We start from the raw sequence: 18,777 nt of genomic DNA on the forward strand, positions 1-18,777 counted from the left end.
GACGGGAGAGTGTGGACATGCAGGTTCGAATCATCGATCATCCCCTTATTCAGCACAAACTTACGCTGATCCGCGACATAAGAACCGGCCCGAAGGAGTTTCGCGAGCTTCTCGAGGAGATCGCCATGCTGATGGCCTACGAAATCACCCGCAACCTGCCGCTGGAGGAAACGGTCATCGAGACGCCGGTTGCGCAGTGCCGCTGCAAGGTGCTGTGCGGCAAGAAGCTCGGCGTCGTGCCTATCCTGCGGGCGGGGCTCGGCATGGTGAGCGGCGTCGTCCGCCTCATCCCGGCGGCGAAGGTCGGCCATATCGGCGTTTACCGCGACCCCGCGACCCTGAAGCCTGTAGAATACTACTGCAAGCTGCCTACCGACGTGGAAGACCGGGAGATCGTCGTCATCGACCCGATGCTGGCGACGGGCGGTTCGGCGGCCGCGGCCATCGACATGATCAAGAAGCGGGGCGCCCGGAGCATCAAGCTGATGTGTCTCGTGGCAGCTCCCGAGGGTGTGCTGCACGTGAACGAACAGCATCCGGACGTGGAGATATACACCGCGTCGGTGGACGAGCGGCTCAACGACCATGGCTATATCGTGCCCGGCCTCGGCGACGCCGGCGACCGGATTTTCGGAACGAAATAAGGATATGAAAAGGCCCCGGGCGACTGCGCCCGGGGCTTTATCGTCTCGGTTTGCTAGGCAAATTTGACGGCGCGTTTGTTGCCGCCCAGTGCCTTGTTCATCGCGTCGCAGGCGGCGACGATCGTCTCCTCGCTACGCAGGTAGCACAGGCGGACGTGGCCTTCGCCCCGTTTGCCGAAGAAAGCGCCGGGGGTCAAAGCGACGCCGGCCCGCTCGAGCACGAAGCGCGCAAACTCTTTGCTGGTCATGCCGGTGCCGCTGATGTCGGGGAAGGCGTAGATCGCGCCGGCGGGGGTGGCGCAGGCAACGCCGGGGATGTCGTTCAGCTTGCCGACCATCAGGTCGCGCAGGGAGCGGTAGTAAGCCTGCCGTTCGTCCATGAGGCGGCGCTCGGTGGCGAGGGCGGCGATGCCGGCGTGCTGGATGAAGGGCGGCAGGCAGGTGTAGACGGTGTTGAACATCAGGCCCATCTTGGCGATCAGTTCGGCCGGGCCGATCGCGTAGCCCAGCCGCCAGCCTGACATGGAGTGGCCCTTGGAGAAGCCGCTGAGGATAATGGTCCGCTCGCGGCACTGGTCGGCGAAGCTCGGCGAGAAGTGGCGGCCTTCGTAGATGTTTTCGGCGTAGATCTCGTCGCTCAGGAGATAGAGGTCGTGCTTGGCGGCCACGGCGGCCACGTCGCGGATTTCCGCCTCGCTCATGACGGCGCCGGTCGGATTGCCGGGGGTATTGATGATTATCAGGCGGGTTTTGGGGGTTATGCGGGCCTCGAGGTCGCCGGCGTCGAGGCGGAAGCCCTCGCGGAGCGGCACGGTCACCTGCTTGACGCCAGTGTAGCTTGTGACGGCCTCGTAGGTCGGGAAATAAGGGTCGGGGGTTATGATCTCGTCGCCGGGGTTGGCGACGCAGCGGATGACGAAGTCGATAATGCTGTTGGCCGGCATGGTTACTATCTGGTTGAGATCGGGAGCGAAGCCAAGCTTGCCGGCGGTGTACTCGCGGATGGCCTGACGCAGCGGCTCGATGCCGCTGGAGGCGACATATTTTGTATGGCCCTGGTCGAGGGCCTGCTTGGTCGCTGCGATGACGTGGGGGTAGGCGTCGAAATCGGAGTCGCCCACTTCGAAGCGGTGGATTGTTCGGCCGGTGGCGGCGAGCGCGTTGGCGATCTCAAGGATTTCGAGCATCGGTTGGCCGACGAGGCCGGCGGTGAGGTCGGATAGACGTTTCATGATTGGCACCATCCTCTGTGTAAATACAATCGGACTATACAGAAAGACATTATACCCCACTTTGCCCGTTGGCGCAACCCCCGAGGGGGATTATTATCGATTTAACCAGTGTAACCACGATCATAGCTTGTTCCATCATATGAATAGTGTCGGCGGGCGTGTTTATCCGCCGGCGCGGGTATTGTATAATTATTTTGCAGGAAAGATATCTTAGGAGGCGAGCGCATGATTCTCGGGCATATCGGCAAACTGGAAATGGAAAAAGGCTTGTTCCCGGCGGCCCTGAGGAAGGGCCTGGAGTATCTGGCCGCGACCGATTTCAGTAAAGTGGCGGCCGGCAAGTACGAGATCGCCGGCAGCGACATTTACGCGTCGGTGTCGGAGTACACCACCGACCTTAAGGAAAACAAGAAACTTGAGGCCCATGTCAAGTATATCGACATCCAATACATCGTCAGCGGCGCTGAGAACATCGGGTTCGACGTCCTGACGGACGCCCTGGCGGTCAAGGAAGACAAGCTGGCCGAGAAGGACGTTATCTTTTACGAAGCTGTCCCGAACGAGACGGAACTGAAGCTGACAGAAGGCATGTACGCCATCTTCTTCCCGTGGGACGTCCATCGGCCGGGCTGCGCGGCCGGCGCCCCTGGCCCGGTGCGCAAGGTAGTCGTGAAGGTCAGGTTGAACGCGCTCAAGTAGCAGAGCCAAAAGCGTCGGGTGGTTGCCTGGCGCTTTTTCTTGTCGCCAGGGAAGGGTATACCGGCTCGTCGGCATAATATATAAATATCGACGCGGACGGAGGCGATATTGATGGCGGGAAGTCTGGATGAGGTCGCGGCGGCGTGGCGAAGCGCAAAGTTCCCGGTGGTTTTCACTGGGGCGGGGATGAGCACCGAATCGGGGCTGCCCGACTTTCGCTCTGCCAAGGGGCTGTGGAAGCTGCGGCCGGAGAGCCTGGCGACGATGGCGGCGCTCAGTCGCGAACCGGGCGAGTTTTATTTCTTCTACCAGTGGCGTATCGCCCGACTGTGGGAGGCGGCGCCCAATACCGGCCACGAGGCGCTGGCCGCACTGGCGGCCGCTGGTTTCGTAAAACGGCTGATAACCCAGAACGTCGACGGCCTTCATCAACGAGCCGGCAGCGAAGCGGTCGAGCTGCACGGCACGCTGCGGACGGTCAGCTGCCTGCGGTGCGGGGCAGGATACGACAGCCGGGCGTTGCTGCCGGCGACGCTCGGCTGGGAGGAAGACTACCGGGCCGGACGGTACCGTCCGGGCGGGGAATGCGCCTGCACCGCCTGTGGCGGCGGCCTGCGGCCCGATGTTGTGCTGTTCGGTGAGTCATTGCCCGCCGATGCCTGGGGGGCTGCTGAGCGCGCCAGCCGGGCGGCCGATTTTTACGTGGTCGTCGGCTCGTCACTGGCGGTGGGGCCGGCCAACCTGTGTCCCGAGTTCGCGCTGGCGAGCGGGGCACGGCTGATCATCATAAACCAGGAGGCCACGCATCTCGACAGCCGGGCGGAGTGGGTCTTCCGCAACACGGCCGCCGGGGTTTTGGCGGCGCTGCGGGAAAGGATTATCGGCTGACACGTGGAAATAGTGAAGAGAAGCGATAAGATGGGGGTGCGCGGATGACGCGGCCGATGTGGGACGAGTATTTCATGGATATCACCAGGGTGGTGGCGACCAGATCCACCTGCCTCAGGCGTCAGGTTGGGGCGGTGATCGTCAAGGGCAAGCGCCTGCTGACCAGCGGCTACAACGGCGCGCCGCAGGGGCTGCCCCACTGCAGCGAGGCTGGTTGCCTGCGCGCCGCCAGGGCGATACCGTCCGGCGAGCGCCACGAGCTGTGCCGCGGCACTCATGCCGAGCAGAACGCCATCGTTCAGGCCGCCCTCTATGGCGTGGCCATTGAGGGGGCGACGCTCTACTGCACCCATCAGCCGTGCTCGGGCTGTACCAAGATGATCATTAACGCCGGTATCAGACGGATTGTTTACCTTTTGCCGTACCCGGACGAACTGGCGATGGAGCTGCTGGCCGGCACGGATATAGAGTGTATTTGTTTTAAGGACGACAAATGAAAAAGGCGCTGCCCTTGGGCAGCGCCTTTTCTAATGAAATGCTCTATTTGCGCCGCAAAGCGTTATAAGCCTTCGCCGCCGTTCTGGCGATATAATCGCTGGCGTAAGCTTCGGGGCGGTCGGTCAAGGTGTAGACGCTGATGAGGATTTGGTCGCGGCCGTCGTCGACGATGCCGACGTCGCAGAGGAGGTTGTCGAGGGCGCCGACTTTGTGCATCACCGGGGTTTCCATGAAACGGGGAATCTCGTCGCGGAAGATGGTGTTGGCGAGCTTGTATTTCAGTTCGGCCGACTTCTGCCTGCCGAGGTAGCGGTCGCGGTAGATGTTCTCGAATACCAGCGCCATCTCGTACGGCGTGGTGACGCTGTGGTATTTGTAGCGTTTATAGGCGTCGTCGCTATGCACCTGCGTTTGGCGCAGACGGAGATCGCGCGTCACTTTCCTGAGAGCGTCGGGGCGGAGGGCGTCAATCTCGTCGAGCATCGCGCGGTAAGAGTCGTTGCCGCTGACGACGATCATGTCGTCGACATTCTCGTCATACAGCTCTTTTTTTGCCGGGCTGGCGGCGGGATATATGTACTTGTAGAGCGCCATCGCTACCACCAGCTTTGCGGTCGAGGCGGCGGGAAAAACGGCGTCCTGGTTGTAAGAGAGGGCCTTGCCGGTTTTGAGGTTTTTGGCGTAAACGCCGACCCGGCCGTCGAATTTCTTGGCGTCGCCGACGATTTCCTTGTAGGAATTTGCCGAGGCGACAGCGGTGACAAGGAGGAGAGCGGCAAGGAGAAGGGCGACTTTTCTGATCAATCCTACCACCTCTTGTTCGCGGGTTTGGTTCAATTATAACCGACGCTGACTGGTCAGTCCATAGGTGTAAAGGACTAATTATGTCGCTATTTGCCGCTGAACTTCTTGAGCTTGCGCCACAGCGTCGACCGGCTCATCCCCAGCATCTTAGCCGCTTCGCCATATTTTCCGCGGGTGGCGGCGAGGGCTTTTTTTATCTCCTCGTGCTCGCTTTCCTGCACAAAAATCTGGATGCCGGATTCCTGTTCGTCGGCGAGCATTTCGGCCACCGCGCCGGCCGTGATCTTGCCCCCGCGGCAGACGACGGCTACGCGTTCGACGGTGTTCTCCAGTTCGCGGATGTTCCCGGGCCATGGGTAGCCGGCCAGAAAGGCCAACGCGTCGTCGGCGAAGGCAAGACTGCGACCGGCGGCCGCGGCATAGCGGGACAGGAAATGGCGGGCGTATAGTGGTATGTCGGCGACCCGTTCGCGCAGCGGCGGGATGCGCAGGCGAAGGACATTGAGGCGGTAGTAGAGATCGGCGCGGAAGTCATTCTGGGCAACCATCTGTTTAAGGGTGCGGTTAGTGGCGGCGATGACGCGCACATCCACGGGGATGACCTTGTCGCTGCCCAGCCGCATCACTTTTTTCTCCTGGAGGACGCGCAGCAGCTTGCCCTGGGTGGCAATGTCCATCTCGGCGATTTCGTCAAGGAAGATGGTGCCACGATGGGCGACTTCGAACAGCCCAGGACGACCTCCCTTGACGGCGCCGGTGAAAGCGCCGCCGACATAGCCGAACAGCTCGCTTTCCAGTATCTGGCTGGGGAGGGCGGCGCAGTTGACAGCCACGAAGGGCCCGCCGGCCCGCGGACTGTAATTGTGGATGCTCTGGGCAAAGACTTCTTTGCCGGTGCCGGTTTCGCCGAGGATGAGGACGGCGGACTGGGTCGCGGCAAAGTCCTGGGCCATGCGTACTGTGTTTTCGATTACGGGCGTATTGCCGAGGACATCGTCGAAGGCGAAAGCGGCGACGTGCCCGGAGGCGTATATTTCGCGGCGGATGCGTTCTTCCATCTGCTGGATTTTGCTGACATCCTGGAAGTTGGCCACTGCCCCGGCAGCCTGGCCACTCACCATAATGGGGATTTTGTTGCAAAGAATGCGCTTGTCCTTGACGCGTAGCAGTTGGCCGAGGTCGTCGCGGCCGGTTCTGAGGACGTCGGCGAGTCTGAGTTGCGGCCAGATTTCGGCGATGGGGCGGCCGACGGCCCTTGCTTCGTCGATGCCGGTAGTGCGCTGGGCGACCGGGTTGAAGACGGTCACGCGACCGTCATGGTCGACCGATATGACGCCCTCGTAGGCGTTGTCGAGCACCGTCTTGAACAGGCCGGCCTTGACCTTTTCGAGTTTGCGGGCGTGGGCAAGGCGCTTGGCTTCCTGGGCGGCCTGGATTATCCCTTCGGCGCCGCTTTCGATGAAAACGGCCGGGAGGCTGTGACAGGCAGCGATTTTTGCAGTGATGACGCCGCCGACAACGACGTCGGCGCCGTCGGCGAAGGCACGTTGCACGTTAGCCTCGGCCTCGAATTCGCTGCTGATGATATAATTGCGGAGGTCGACGCCGAGGATGGGCCCTAAGCAGCCGATGCCGATGACCATGGAAGGGAAGGCGACGACGGCGATCCTGCCGCCGTAGGCACGGGCTTTCTCGACGGCGCGGATGAGGTCGAAACCGGTTATCGGCACCTCGACAATGCTCACCGCGAGGCCGGCGTCGCGGATAGCCGCCGCGGTGCCGCCGCGGGTGATGATGATCTCCGCGCCGTCGGCGACCAGTTCCGTGGCGACGGTAACACCGGCGCTCAGCAGGCCGAGGCGGACGGCGACGTCGCCGTGGTCGGGGGCGAGAACCGCCCGGGCGGTGGCGAGCATGCTTTCGTCGGGAGCGAGAAAGGCGATTTTCACGGCGTCACTTCCCTGCAACAATATAAGACGTTATAAAACAATATTAAGACATTGTCGCACTGTTTGCAACGCTTGTTTCTGCGGAGCCTTTAACTAGGCCTGCCCGCTCCTGGCACGACACTTGCATTGTATAGTGTCATTAACCTAATAATATAGAGATAATGAGGAGGGACATGATGAACAAGAACCTACGCAACGGATTGATCGCGGTAGCCGTCGGGGTGATTATCTGGTTTCTGCCCGTCCCAGCCGGCTTAAAACTGCCGGCCTGGCATCTGTTCGCCATCTTTGTCGCCACTATCATCGGTTTCATTCTTCAGCCCCTGCCGATCGGGGCCGTCGCCTTCATAAGCCTCGGTCTCGCCGGCCTGCTTGGCGTATTGAAGCCGGCCGAAATCCTCACCGGCTTCGGCAACACCACAATGTGGTTGATTGTCTCTGCGTTCCTGTTTGCCAAAGGATTTGTTAAAACCGGTCTCGGCCGCCGCATCGCCTATAAGATCATGGCCGCCATCGGCGACAGCTCGCTGAAGCTGGCCTACGCCATGGCGCTCAGCGACCTCGTCGTTTCGCCGGCCACACCTTCGAACACCGCTCGCGGCGGCGGCATCCTCTATCCCATCGTCCGCAGCCTGTCCTCGGCCTTCGGCTCGGAGCCGGGGGAAACCTCCCGCAAGATCGGCGCTTATCTGATGAAGAGCACCTTCCAGTGCAATACCATCACCTCGGCGATGTTCCTGACCTCGGTCGCCCCCAACTCGCTGGTCGCGGCGCTCGCCCTGCAGACTTCGAAGGTTTCGATCAGCTGGGGCACATGGGCGCTCGCCGGCGTGCTCCCCGGACTGATCGCGCTCGCTATCGCCCCCTATGTCATCTATAAACTCTACCCGCCGGAAATCACCAAGACACCGGAAGCCAAAGTCATCGCCAACCAGGAACTCGAGAAGATGGGTCCGACGACCTGGGGTGAAAAGGTGGTTGCCGGGACATTCATCCTCGCCCTCCTGCTCTGGAGCACCTCGTCCTTCACGAAGATCGACGCCACCGTCTCCGCGATTGTCTGTGTCGGCATCATGCTGCTTGGCCAGGCGATTGAATGGAAGGACGTCCTTGAAGAGAAAGGCGCCTGGGACACCCTCGTGTGGATGGGCGGCCTGATCAGTCTGGCCGGCGCTCTCGACAAAGTTGGCTTCATCGGCTGGTTTGCCAAGCTGATCGGCGGCTCGCTGACCGGGTTCTCCTGGGAGGCGGCTCTCGGCATCCTGCTGCTTGTTTATATGTACTCCCACTACGCTTTCGCGAGCTTGTCGGCCCACGTCACCGCGATGTACGCCGCTTTCCTGGCCGTGGCCGTCGCCGCCGGCGCGCCGCCTTTCCTGGCAGCTATGAGCCTGGGCGTCATCTCCGCTCTGTTTGGCGGCCTGACCCACTACGCCACCGGCCCGGCGCCGATCTTCTTCGGTGCGGGCTATATTTCCCAGGGCGACTGGTGGAAGATCGGTTTCATCGTGTCGGTCATCAACCTCATCATCTTCATCGGCTTCGGCAGCATGTGGTGGAAAATCGCCGGCCTCTGGTAACAAACGTTTGAATGAGGAGTGATATTCCGGTATGGCAACGAAAGAATACAGCCTGAAGTACGGCAAGGGGTATGTGAAGTTCTCCCTCGACCCTTCGCTCGTCGCAGGTGAACTGAAAATCAGGGAGGCCCCTGTCCTGCCAGACCCCGCGGCCGCCATCCGCAAGGCTATCCGCACCCCGATCGCCTCTCCGCCGCTGCGCGAGGTCGCCAACTCTGGCGAAACGGTGTGTTTCATCGTCAACGACCCCACCCGCGTAGCCAACAGCGACGTCTTCATGCCCATCCTGCTCGACGAGCTAAACGCCGCCGGCGTGCCTGACAAGGACATGTTTATCGTCTTTGCCCTCGGCACCCACCGCGACATGACCGCCGAGGAGATGGAAGAGGCCGTGGGCCCGGAAGTGGCCAAGCGGGTGAGGATGTACAACAGCAACGCCAAGAAGGACGAATTCGTCTCCTTCGGCACCACCTCCCGCGGCACGCCGGTTTCGTTCAACAAGCTGGTCGCCGACGCCGATCGCATAATCTGCACTGGCAGCGTCGTCCATCATTTCTTTTCCGGTTTCGGCGGCGGCCGTAAGGCGATGCTCCCCGGAGTGGCCAAACACGAGACAATCCGCAAGAATCATAGCATGATGTTCGACGAGAACGCCGTAATCGGTAGATTGGAGGGCAACCCCGTCTATCACGACCAGGTCGAAGGGGCGGAGATGTGCCGGCCGGACTTCCTCATCAACGTCGTCCTCAACGAGAAGTTCGAATTCCTGGGTGTGTTCGCCGGCGACTACGTCAAGGCTCACCTGGACGCGTGCGAGTTCGTCGACAGCGTGTACGGCACGCCCGTATCCGCGCCGGCCGACCTCGTCATCGCGACCTGCGGCGGCTATCCCAAGGACATCAATGTTTACCAGCTCCAGAAGACGATGGACAACGCCTGGGGGGCGGTGCGCCAGGGCGGGATCGTCATCATCCTCGGCGAGTGCATCGAAGGCTCGGGTTCGGCGATATACGAAGAAACGATGCGCAAATTCAGAACGCCCGACGAAGTGGAGGCGGAGCTGAGGGCCAACTTCGAGATTGGCGCTCACAAGGCGTACGCCGTCACCAGGCTGATGAAGAAAGCCGAATTCATCCTCGTCTCCGGCCTGAAGCCGGATCTCGCCAAGACACTGCTATTCACCCCGGCGGCCGATATCGAAGCAGCTCTCAAGATGGCGTTTGCCAAGCTGGGGCCGGCGCCGCGGATAATTCTCATGCCGCAGGGCAGCATCACAGTACCGATCAACAGGTAAGAGGGGAGCACGCCATGCACGCAATCGAAAAAATTCTCGCCAAGGCGGCCGGCAAAGCCGCGGTGGCGACCGGAGAAATTATCAACTGCAGGGTGGACCTTGCCGGTATCAACGACCTCTACCTGCAGACCATCCGTTCATTTTACGAGATGGGCGGCAAGAGGGTTCACGACCCGAAAAAGGTGGTCGTATTCCTCGATCACTACGCCCCTGCCTCGACAATCACCCAGGCCGACAACCAGAAACAGTTCCGCGAGTTTTGCTGGGACCAGGGCATCGACCTCTTGATGGACGTCGACACCGGCGTCTGCCACCAGGTGCTGGCCGACAACGGCCTTGTATATCCCGGCATGGTGCTGGTTGTGACCGACTCCCACACCACCACCCACGGCGCGTTCGGCGCGTTCGGCACCGGCGTGGGCGCGACCGACCTGGCGATCATTATGATGACCGGCCAGCTGTGGTTTCGGGTGCCGGAAGTTATCCGCATCAACCTCGAAGGCAAGCTGCCCAGGGGCGTGTTCGCCAAGGACGTCATTCTCAAGGTCATCGGCAGCCTGGGCGCCGACTACGGCGTCTACCGGGCGGTGGAATTCACCGGGCCGGTGCTGAAGGAGTTCAGCGTCTCCGAGCGCATGGCGCTGTGTAATATGACAACCGAGATGGGCGCCAAGACGGCCTACATCCAGCCGGACGAGATCACCATGGCTTTTCTCAAGGGCAAAGCCAAACAGGACTACGAGATATTCGCCACCGATCCCGGCTACAAGTACGCGGCCGAGCATACCTTTGACGTCTCGGACCTCAAGCCGCAGGTGGCCGCTCCCCACAGCGTCGACAACGTCTCCGACATCACCGAGTATGTCGGCAAGCCCGTCAACCAGGCTTTCCTCGGCACCTGCACCGGCGGCCGGGTCGAAGATCTGGCGGTCGCGGCCGGCATCCTCAAGGGCAAGCGCATAAACCCCAGAACTCGTTTCCTGGTAGTGCCGGCGTCGAAGGGGGTTTTTCTCGAGGCGATGGCCAAGGGGTATATTCAGACCCTCGTCGAAGCCGGGGCGACCTTCGTGACGCCGGGCTGCGCCGCATGTTTAGGCACCCACCAGGGGATGCTGGCTTCCGGCGAGACGTGTATTACGGCGTCGAGCCGCAACTTCCCCGGCCGCATGGGCCACAGCAAGGCGGAGATCTTCGTCGGCTCGCCGGCCGCCGTCGCCGCCGCCGCCCTGGAGGGCAAAATCGTCAATCCGGCAGACTACCTGGATTAGGGGGGAGAGCAATGAAAAACGTCATCAGCGGCAAGTGCTTCGTCTACGGGGCCAACATCGACACCGACCAGATTTACCCCGGACGGTTCCTCGACCTCACCGACCCAGACAAGGTGGCGGAGCACGCCATGGAAGGGGCCGACCCCTCATTCGTCAAGGAAGTAAAGCCGGGCGACATTATCGTCGCCGCCGCCAATTTCGGCTGCGGCTCAAGCCGCGAGCACGCGGCCGTAACCCTTAAGACGGCGGGGGTGGGAGCCATCCTGGCCGATTCCTTCGGGAGGATATTCTACCGCAACGCCATCAACCTCGGCGTGCCCCTGCTGGTCTGCCCCGGCATCGCCGGCATGGTAAAGCGCGGCGACATGCTGAGCGTCGACCTGGCGACCGGCGAGGTGACCAACGGGACGACCGGTGCGACTTCCCAGGCCCAGCCGCTCTCGGGGTATGTGATGGACATTCTGGCCAGCGGCGGGATTAAGCCGATGATAAAAGAAAAGTACGGACAATAGCGGTTATTCGATACCGGCCGGCGTGGCAGCGCCGGCCGGTTTTCTTGCGGCGATTGACTGTGTACCGCCGGCAGTTTTTGGCAACATCCACCGGCAGGGATTTTTGGTAGACATAAAAGGAAATTGACCGGGCGGGGCGAATGATATATAATGTTTGCAACCCGACAGCTGCCGGGGACAGCCTGGCCGGGCGGCGCGCGGCGGATATAAGGACGCCGGCGGGCATATGGCGAACTCCGCAGCAAGGGCTTGTATGCCTGAGGGTTCGCGTGAGCTTGACATATTGTTGTAATCAGTGCATATCCTGTGTGATGTGGAAAATACTAAAGATAGCACGGGTTTTGGCCGTTTCTCGCGTTTGACAAGTTTTGTCTGCTGAGATAAAATAGCTAGTGACGTTTGCGTATTGATATCAATTAATAAAACGTCTCCCGCGGAAATGAGGTGATCTTAGCGTGCAAGTATATGTTTTTGCCTTTACTGTAGCCTTGATCGTGGCTTATTTCCTCACGCCGCATGTCAAGGATTTCGCGATAAAAGCAGGAGCGCTGGATGCGCCCGACGCCCGCAAGGTCCACACCAGCCCTATCCCCCGGATGGGCGGTCTGGCGATTTACTTCGGTTTCGTCCTGGCAGTGCTGGCCAGTCTCCATATCAATCACGAGATCGCCGGGCTGCTCGTCGGCGGCACGGTAATCCTGATCGTCGGCATAATCGACGATCTCAAGCATCTTTCGGCAAAAACCAAGCTGCTCGGCCAGATAGCCGCTGCGCTTGTGCTGGTAATGTTCAACGTGCGCATCGAATGGCTCACCAACCCGTTCGGGGAAATGATCTATCTCAACTACCTCTCCATCCCCCTTACTGTATTGTGGGTTGTGGGCCTTACCAATACCGTCAACCTGATCGACGGGCTCGACGGTCTGGCGGCGGGGGTTTCCACCATCGCTTCCATCACCATCCTGCTCGTGGCTTTGCAGCAAAACTTCTGGACGGTGGCCATCCTTACCGCGGCCCTGGCCGGCAGCGCACTCGGCTTTTTGCAGCATAACTTCAATCCGGCGAAGATCTTCATGGGCGACACAGGCAGCATGTTCCTGGGCTATATGCTTGCTGCCGTCTCCATCCTCGGCACGGTGAAAAGCGCGGCGACCATCGCCCTTGTGGTGCCGATCGTGGCCCTCGGCCTGCCGATCATGGACACCGCTTTCGCGATTATCCGCCGCTACACCAACGGCCGGCCGATCTTTAAGCCCGACAAGGGGCACCTCCATCACCGGCTGCTGGAGATGGGCCTGACCCAGAAACAGGCGGTGCTGCTGATGTACGTGATCAGCGGCTGCCTGGGACTGAGCGCCATTGCTCTGACTGAGGTCAACAAAGGCTATGGGGCGCTGATAATTTTACTTCTGCTGGGACTAGCTTTCTTCGGGGCCAGGAAGGTCGGCGTTCTCAAGGACACCGGTTCGGTGGAAAGCAACTAAGGGGATATGGGCAGGCCGGAGGGCCTGCCCTCTGATTATTCTTAGGTTGCTTTATAATTTTTATAAACCGACCCTCAGGAGGATTTTTGCATGGCGGCTCCCATCAAAGTCATGACCGTGTTCGGCACGCGTCCCGAGGCAATCAAAATGGCGCCGGTGGTCCTGGAGCTGGCGAAATACCCGGCTCTTATAACACCGGTGGTTGCCGTCACTGCCCAGCACCGTGAGATGCTGGACCAAGTGCTGCAGCTTTTTCGCATCGTGCCCGACCACGATCTCGATATCATGTCTCAGGGGCAGACGTTGTTCGACATTACCTGCCGCTCGCTACAGGGCCTGAACGATGTGCTAACGAGGGAAAGGCCTGACGTCGTCCTCGTCCACGGCGACACAACGACGACCTTCGCCGGCTCGCTGGCGGCCTTCTATCACCAGATTGCCGTCGGCCACGTCGAAGCCGGCCTCAGGACGAGGAACAAGTTTTCGCCCTTTCCCGAAGAGATGAATCGCAAGCTTACCGGCTCGTTGACCGACCTGCACTTCGCGCCCACCGCCACCGCCCGCGACAACCTGCTCGCTGAAGCGATCGAACCGGCGGCCGTGTTCGTCACCGGCAACACCGTTATCGACGCCCTGCTTGCCACCGTCGACGACAGGTACGAATTCACCGAGCCGCTGCTGGCCGGTATCGACTACTGCTCCCGGCGGGTTATTCTGGTGACGACCCACCGCCGCGAGAACCTCGGCGAACCGCTCCGTCACGTCTACCAGGCGCTGCGCGACATCGTCGGCGAGTTCGCCGACGTCGAAGTCGTTTTCCCTGTACATAAAAATCCGCGCGTGCGGGAGGTTGTCCAGGCAGAGCTGGGCGGACTGGCGAGAGTCCATCTCATCGATCCGCTCGACTACCAGCCGTTCGCCAACCTTATCGCCCGCTCCTACCTGGTGCTCACCGACTCGGGCGGCATTCAGGAAGAAGCTCCGTCGCTCGGCAAGCCGGTGCTCGTGCTCCGGGACACGACCGAACGGCCGGAAGCGATCGGCGCCGGGACGGTCAAACTGGTCGGTACAGACCGGGAGATTGTGTATGCGCAAACCCGCAGGTTGCTTGTCGATCAGGAAGAGTACCGACGGATGGCCAGCGCCTGCAACCCTTACGGCGACGGTCGGGCGGCCAGCCGCATCGTGTCGTTCATTCTCTGGAAACACGGCCTCGCCGAACGGCCGGAACCGTATTACGCCCGCGGATGACCGCGAACAGCGACACTGTTTTTGCGAATGTCCTGATTTCTAGACGGTTCCGTCGGTTTTGGCGCCCGTAAAATTAGCAGATTCGCAGGGTGTCGGTTGGCATGATTCATGCATTATAATAATTAGAACATTATAAAACCTGATAACGACCGCTCACGGGGGAAAACGAAAGAATAATAAAGAAAATTACGAAAATTTACCGCTTTTTGCACGAATTTCAATTTTTTATCCTAAATTTCCCCACTGAAGCAGGATTTTACCGGTTGTTTGCGGAACAGACATAAAAGTTGTTTATGGCGCCTGGCCTATATCTTTTGCTCGCATCTAGCGCGGTCTCGCCGGGGATAATATCTGCGTAGGAAGCGGGGGTGGGGCTGGTGAAACAGGATGACAAGCGCCAGCTTCTGGCGGCGCTCGGTATGGTGGGCAATGTCGGCATCGGCATGGTCGCGGCGGCTGCCGTGGGCTTGTTCGGCGGCCGCCTCATCGACAACTGGCTTGATTCCAGTCCCTGGGGGACGGTTGTCGGTACACTGCTCGGCCTGATCGCCGGCCTATGGTCCGCATACAAAAGAGTCGCCCGTGATGAATAGCGCCGGTTTTGCCGATTCCCGGCAGGATTTGACCGGTGTGGCGAAAATACTTTTGCTGCAGTTGGCGGCGTGGACCGCGGTTATCGTCGCCGTCCTTTACTTCGCTGGCCACGGCGACAAAATTGCCGGGTTTCTGACAGGTACAGCCATCAGCGCCGTTTACGGGTTGCTCGTCTGCTACCGGGTGCGGCGAAGCGCGTCGCTGCCGCCGCAAAAAGCGGTGGCCTACATGCGGACAGGCTGGCTGATACGGCTCTCGTTTATCGTCTTGGCGCTGGCCTGGTCGCTTAAGGTGCCGTCGCTTCACTTCGGCGCCGTGGTTGCGGGGCTGCTGTCCTTGCAGATAATAATTTCCCTCAACGGTTTCTATCTGGTTGTCAGGCATTCCGTTACCAAGTAATTACACGAAGAAAGGGGTGAAACATATGGGACATGGGGGACATGAGATCGGCTCGCATAAAATAGCCCACTTCTTCGGCTATACCTTTAATATGGACACGCTGTACATGACCTGGCTGGTCATGGCCATCGTTATCGTTCTTTCAATGCTCGCGGTCAGGCGCCTGGAGACCGTGCCGCGCGGCATGCAGAACATCTTCGAAATGGCGATTGAGGCGATCGGCAGTCAGGTTGACGCGACCATCGGGCCTAACAGCAAGAAAGTTGCGCCGCTTTTAATCACGCTGTTCATCTTTCTGCTGACTTCTAACTGGCTGGGTCTGGTGCCGGGCTTCACTTCCCCGACCAACGACCTTAATACTACCCTTGGCCTGGCGCTGATGATCATCGGTTTTGTCCACGTGCTGGGGGTTGGGCATCACGGGCTGAGCCATTTCAAGCATTTTATCCAGCCGCACCCCCTGTTTTTGCCGATCAACCTCATCGAGGAAATCGCCCGGCCGATTACGCTGTCCTTCCGTCTATTCGGCAATATTATGGCCGGCGAGATTCTGATAATCCTGATTGCGGCTTTGCCTCTATACTACCTCGAGCCCGTCTGGGGTACGATCTGGCTGGTTTTCAGCGTGGTTGTAGGCATAATCCAAGCCTTTATTTTTACCATGCTGTCAACATCTTACCTGAGCAACTCGCTCAAAGAAGATCATCACTAGAAAAGAAAATCCCCAAATTAGCCTAAATATAAGGAGGAAACCACTGTGGAACACGCAATCATCGTAGCCGCATCGGTTATCGCCGCTGCGCTGGCAATCGGACTGGCCGCTTTCGGCGCCGCCATGGGCGACGGACAGGTGACCGCCAAAGCAATCGAAGGGATGGCCAGGCAGCCGGAAGCCAAGGGCACCATTCTGGTCAACATGTTCATCTCCGTCGGTCTGATCGAGTCCATCCCCATTATCGCGGCGGTTATCGCCCTGGTGCTGGTGTTTGCCAATCCGTTCATCAAGTAATTGATTTTGCCGGGCGACGGGATTTTTCCCGTCGCCTCCTTAAGCCTTGCAGAGGAGGGGCAACGATTTGGTTGAGTTGAATGCTACGCTGATAGCGCAAATCATAAATTTTCTTCTTTTGGCCTATATCCTGAAGAAATTCGTCTTCGGCAAGGTCCTCCAGGCGATGAGCGACCGTCAGGCCCGCATCGTCGGCAACCTGGAATCGGCCGACCGCGAACGGGCGGCGGCGGAGGAACTGAAGCGCGAATACCAGGAACAACTGGCCCAGGCCAGGACCCAGGCCCAGGTGATTGTCGAGAAGGCCACCAAACTCGCCGAACAGGCGAAGGATGACATTCTCAAGGAAGCGCGGGCCGAGCACGCCCGCCTGTTGAAGGAAGCCCAGGAGGAGATCGCCCGCGAGCGCGAACGGGCCGTGGCCGAGCTCAGGAATGAGGTCGTGTCCTTGTCCATCGCCGCCGCCGGCAAGATCATCGGGCAGAACCTGGACGCCAACGCCAACGCCAAACTGGTCAGCGACTTCATCAATAATCTCGACGGACAGAAAATAGGTGGTGTCCAATGATTGCCAGCCAACTCGCCCTGAGGTACGCCGAGGCCCTGTACGAGATCGCGGCCGAGAAAGAGGCACTCGACGGCGTGGAGAAAGAACTGGGCATCGTGGAAGAGACGCTCGCCAAATTCGGCGAGCTGGCCACGCTTCTGTATCATCCGCAGGTGCCGCTTGCGGCCAAGAAGGAAACGGTCGTGAGGGTCTTCGGACCGCAGGTTGCCGACTATGTCCGCAACTTCCTGCTCCTGCTCGTCGACAAGCGCCGCGAAACGGCTCTCCCGGCGATTATCAGGGAGTACAGGCAACTGGCCAACAAGGCCCGCAACATAGCCGAGGCCGAGGTTACGACCGCCAGGCCGCTGGCCGAGGGCGACAGGCAAGCCCTGGCAGCCAAGCTTAGCGCCGTCACCGGCAAGACGGTCGTGCTCAATACCCGCGTGGACGAAAGCATCGTCGGTGGCGTGGTTGTGAAAATCGGCGACAAACTGATCGACGGCAGCGTGGTCCGTCAGCTCGAAACGCTGAAGGCGGCGTTGCTCAAGACCGAAGTGAGTAAGATTGGGGTGACTTACTGAGTATGAAACTGAGGCCTGAAGAAATCACGGCAATCATCAAGCAACAGATAGAGCGCTATCAGGTCGACCTCAACGTGGACGACGTCGGCACGGTCATCGAGGTCGGCGACGGCATCGCCCGCATCCACGGCCTTGAGAAGGCCATGGCCGGCGAACTGCTGGAGTTCCCCGGCGGCGTGTACGGCATGGTTCTCAACCTTGAGGAAGACAACGTCGGCGCCGTTCTTCTGGGCGGCGAGCTGCTGATAAAAGAAGGCGACACCGTCCGCCGCACCGGCCGCATCATGCAGGTGCCGGTCGGCGACGCCATGGTCGGCCGGGTTGTCAACGCTCTCGGCCAGCCGGTCGACGGCAAGGGGCCCATCAATACGACCGAGTTCCGTCCGGTCGAGTACCGCGCCCCCGGCATTGCCGATCGCCAGTCGGTCAAAGAGCCGCTCCAGACCGGTATCAAGGCCATCGACGCCATGATTCCCATCGGCCGCGGCCAGCGCGAGCTCATCATCGGCGACCGCGGCACCGGCAAGACGGCCATCGCCATCGACACGATCATCAACCAGAAGGGTCAGGGCGTCATCTGCATCTATGTGGCCATCGGCCAGAAATCTTCGACCGTCGCCCGCGTCGTGCATACCCTCGAAGAAGCCGGAGCGATGGAATACACCATCGTCGTGGCCGCCAGCGCTTCCGACAGCGCTCCGTTGCAGTACCTTGCGCCCTACGCCGGGGTAACAATGGGCGAGTACTTCATGTACAAGGGCGGCGCCGTGCTGTGCGTATACGACGACCTGTCCAAGCACGCCACCGCGTACCGCGCCATGTCGCTGCTTCTGCGCCGGCCGCCGGGCCGCGAGGCTTATCCCGGCGACGTCTTCTACTTACACTCCCGGCTTTTAGAGCGCGCTGCCAAGCTTTCCGACGAACTGGGCGGCGGTTCGATAACCGCGCTGCCGGTAATCGAGACGCTGGCCGGCGACGTTTCCGCCTATATTCCCACCAACGTCATCTCGATCACCGACGGGCAGATATTCCTGGAGAGCGAGCTGTTCTACTCCGGCACCCGCCCGGCCATCAACGCCGGCATATCCGTTTCCCGCGTCGGCGGCTCCGCCCAGATCAAGGCCATGAAGCAGGTCGCCGGCCGGTTGCGTCTCGACCTTGCCCAGTATCGCGAAATGGCGGCGTTCGCCCAGTTCGGCTCCGACCTCGACAAAGCGACCAAAGCGCTTCTCGACCGCGGCCAGCGCATGACCGAGATCCTCAAGCAGCCGCAGTACGAGCCGGTGCCGGTCGAAGAACAGATACTGACCATCTACGCCGGCGTCAACGGCTATCTCGACAACATCCCGGCCAACGAGGTCGTCCATTTCGAGCAGGACTTCATCAAGTTCATGAAGGCCAACTACGCTGAAATCAGCAAGACCATCCGCGAGAAAAAGGTCATCGACAAAGAAACCGAAGCCGCGCTCAAGGAAGCCGTAAAAGAGTTCAAAGATACTTTCGCGGCCTACGACAAGACCGGCGCGCAAGCGGGGTGATGA

At 60.2% G+C, this 18,777-nt stretch carries 20 protein-coding genes; 17 read left to right on the forward strand and 3 right to left on the reverse strand.

Features of this window, described 5'->3' with window-relative positions; genetic code table 11:
- Positions 1–17: 17 nt before the first annotated feature.
- Positions 18–644: a uracil phosphoribosyltransferase gene (gene upp, locus RIN56_05050; GenBank protein ID MDR7866164.1), complete on the forward strand. Its 627-nt coding sequence runs from the start codon at positions 18–20 to the stop codon at positions 642–644.
- A 53-nt stretch (positions 645–697) separates the two neighbouring features.
- Here upp and RIN56_05055 read toward each other — a convergent pair whose 3' ends face one another.
- Entirely contained in the window at positions 698–1,876 is a 1,179-nt protein-coding gene (locus tag RIN56_05055; protein ID MDR7866165.1) for an aminotransferase class I/II-fold pyridoxal phosphate-dependent enzyme, read from the reverse strand.
- A 225-nt stretch (positions 1,877–2,101) separates the two neighbouring features.
- Between RIN56_05055 and RIN56_05060 the strand changes: the two genes are divergently transcribed.
- The 3 genes from RIN56_05060 (at position 2,102) to RIN56_05070 (ending at position 3,960) form a co-directional block, all read left to right on the forward strand.
- Entirely contained in the window at positions 2,102–2,575 is a 474-nt protein-coding gene (locus tag RIN56_05060) for a YhcH/YjgK/YiaL family protein (protein MDR7866166.1), read from the forward strand.
- Between the two features lie 111 nt (positions 2,576–2,686).
- Positions 2,687–3,463 carry an NAD-dependent deacylase gene (locus RIN56_05065; protein ID MDR7866167.1) on the forward strand — a complete coding sequence of 259 codons (777 nt, stop codon included), beginning with the start codon at positions 2,687–2,689 and terminating at the stop codon, positions 3,461–3,463.
- Between the two features lie 44 nt (positions 3,464–3,507).
- Positions 3,508–3,960, forward strand: a complete 453-nt coding sequence (locus RIN56_05070; GenBank protein ID MDR7866168.1) for a cytidine/deoxycytidylate deaminase family protein — start codon at positions 3,508–3,510, stop codon at positions 3,958–3,960.
- Between the two features lie 43 nt (positions 3,961–4,003).
- On the opposite strand, the gene RIN56_05075 is transcribed toward RIN56_05070, so the two are convergent.
- Together RIN56_05075 and RIN56_05080 are read right to left on the reverse strand one after the other, a co-directional pair.
- Positions 4,004–4,765: a serine hydrolase gene (locus RIN56_05075; protein MDR7866169.1), complete on the reverse strand. Its 762-nt coding sequence runs from the start codon at positions 4,763–4,765 to the stop codon at positions 4,004–4,006.
- A gap of 86 nt (positions 4,766–4,851) precedes the next feature.
- The gene (locus RIN56_05080) at positions 4,852–6,714 is read right to left on the reverse strand and encodes a sigma 54-interacting transcriptional regulator (GenBank protein ID MDR7866170.1); all 1,863 of its coding nucleotides are present in this window, start codon (positions 6,712–6,714) and stop codon (positions 4,852–4,854) included.
- Between the two features lie 176 nt (positions 6,715–6,890).
- On the opposite strand from RIN56_05080, the gene RIN56_05085 reads away from it, so the two are divergent.
- The 13 genes from RIN56_05085 (at position 6,891) to atpA (ending at position 18,774) form a co-directional block, all read left to right on the forward strand.
- A complete protein-coding gene (locus RIN56_05085) occupies positions 6,891–8,294 on the forward strand; it encodes an anion permease (GenBank protein MDR7866171.1) in 1,404 nt (467 codons plus the stop codon).
- A gap of 31 nt (positions 8,295–8,325) precedes the next feature.
- Positions 8,326–9,588, forward strand: a complete 1,263-nt coding sequence (gene larA, locus RIN56_05090) for a nickel-dependent lactate racemase (protein MDR7866172.1) — start codon at positions 8,326–8,328, stop codon at positions 9,586–9,588.
- A 14-nt stretch (positions 9,589–9,602) separates the two neighbouring features.
- Entirely contained in the window at positions 9,603–10,856 is a 1,254-nt protein-coding gene (locus RIN56_05095; protein MDR7866173.1) for a 3-isopropylmalate dehydratase large subunit, read from the forward strand.
- 11 nt (positions 10,857–10,867) lie between these two features.
- Positions 10,868–11,368, forward strand: coding sequence for a 3-isopropylmalate dehydratase small subunit (locus RIN56_05100; protein ID MDR7866174.1), 501 nt, complete (start codon positions 10,868–10,870; stop codon positions 11,366–11,368).
- 455 nt (positions 11,369–11,823) lie between these two features.
- Positions 11,824–12,852 carry an MraY family glycosyltransferase gene (locus RIN56_05105; protein MDR7866175.1) on the forward strand — a complete coding sequence of 343 codons (1,029 nt, stop codon included), beginning with the start codon at positions 11,824–11,826 and terminating at the stop codon, positions 12,850–12,852.
- Positions 12,853–12,942: 90 nt separating this feature from the next.
- Complete coding sequence (wecB, locus tag RIN56_05110; GenBank protein MDR7866176.1) at positions 12,943–14,103, forward strand: UDP-N-acetylglucosamine 2-epimerase (non-hydrolyzing); 1,161 nt, start codon at positions 12,943–12,945, stop codon at positions 14,101–14,103.
- A gap of 377 nt (positions 14,104–14,480) precedes the next feature.
- Complete coding sequence (locus tag RIN56_05115; protein ID MDR7866177.1) at positions 14,481–14,696, forward strand: AtpZ/AtpI family protein; 216 nt, start codon at positions 14,481–14,483, stop codon at positions 14,694–14,696.
- Positions 14,689–15,096, forward strand: a complete 408-nt coding sequence (locus tag RIN56_05120; GenBank protein ID MDR7866178.1) for an ATP synthase subunit I — start codon at positions 14,689–14,691, stop codon at positions 15,094–15,096. Before RIN56_05115 ends, RIN56_05120 begins: the two co-directional genes overlap by 8 nt.
- A 25-nt stretch (positions 15,097–15,121) precedes the next feature.
- The gene (atpB, locus tag RIN56_05125) at positions 15,122–15,808 is read left to right on the forward strand and encodes a F0F1 ATP synthase subunit A (GenBank protein ID MDR7866179.1); all 687 of its coding nucleotides are present in this window, start codon (positions 15,122–15,124) and stop codon (positions 15,806–15,808) included.
- A gap of 45 nt (positions 15,809–15,853) precedes the next feature.
- Positions 15,854–16,105: a F0F1 ATP synthase subunit C gene (atpE, locus tag RIN56_05130; protein ID MDR7866180.1), complete on the forward strand. Its 252-nt coding sequence runs from the start codon at positions 15,854–15,856 to the stop codon at positions 16,103–16,105.
- Between the two features lie 67 nt (positions 16,106–16,172).
- Entirely contained in the window at positions 16,173–16,673 is a 501-nt protein-coding gene (gene atpF / locus RIN56_05135; GenBank protein MDR7866181.1) for a F0F1 ATP synthase subunit B, read from the forward strand.
- Positions 16,670–17,236 carry a F0F1 ATP synthase subunit delta gene (locus RIN56_05140; protein ID MDR7866182.1) on the forward strand — a complete coding sequence of 189 codons (567 nt, stop codon included), beginning with the start codon at positions 16,670–16,672 and terminating at the stop codon, positions 17,234–17,236. Before atpF ends, RIN56_05140 begins: the two co-directional genes overlap by 4 nt.
- A gap of 2 nt (positions 17,237–17,238) precedes the next feature.
- A complete protein-coding gene (gene atpA, locus RIN56_05145) occupies positions 17,239–18,774 on the forward strand; it encodes a F0F1 ATP synthase subunit alpha (GenBank protein MDR7866183.1) in 1,536 nt (511 codons plus the stop codon).
- Positions 18,775–18,777 lie beyond the last annotated feature (3 nt).

It is taken from the genome of Sporomusaceae bacterium (genome assembly GCA_031460455.1).
Taxonomy (GTDB): Bacteria; Bacillota; Negativicutes; order Sporomusales; family UBA7701; genus Anaeroselena.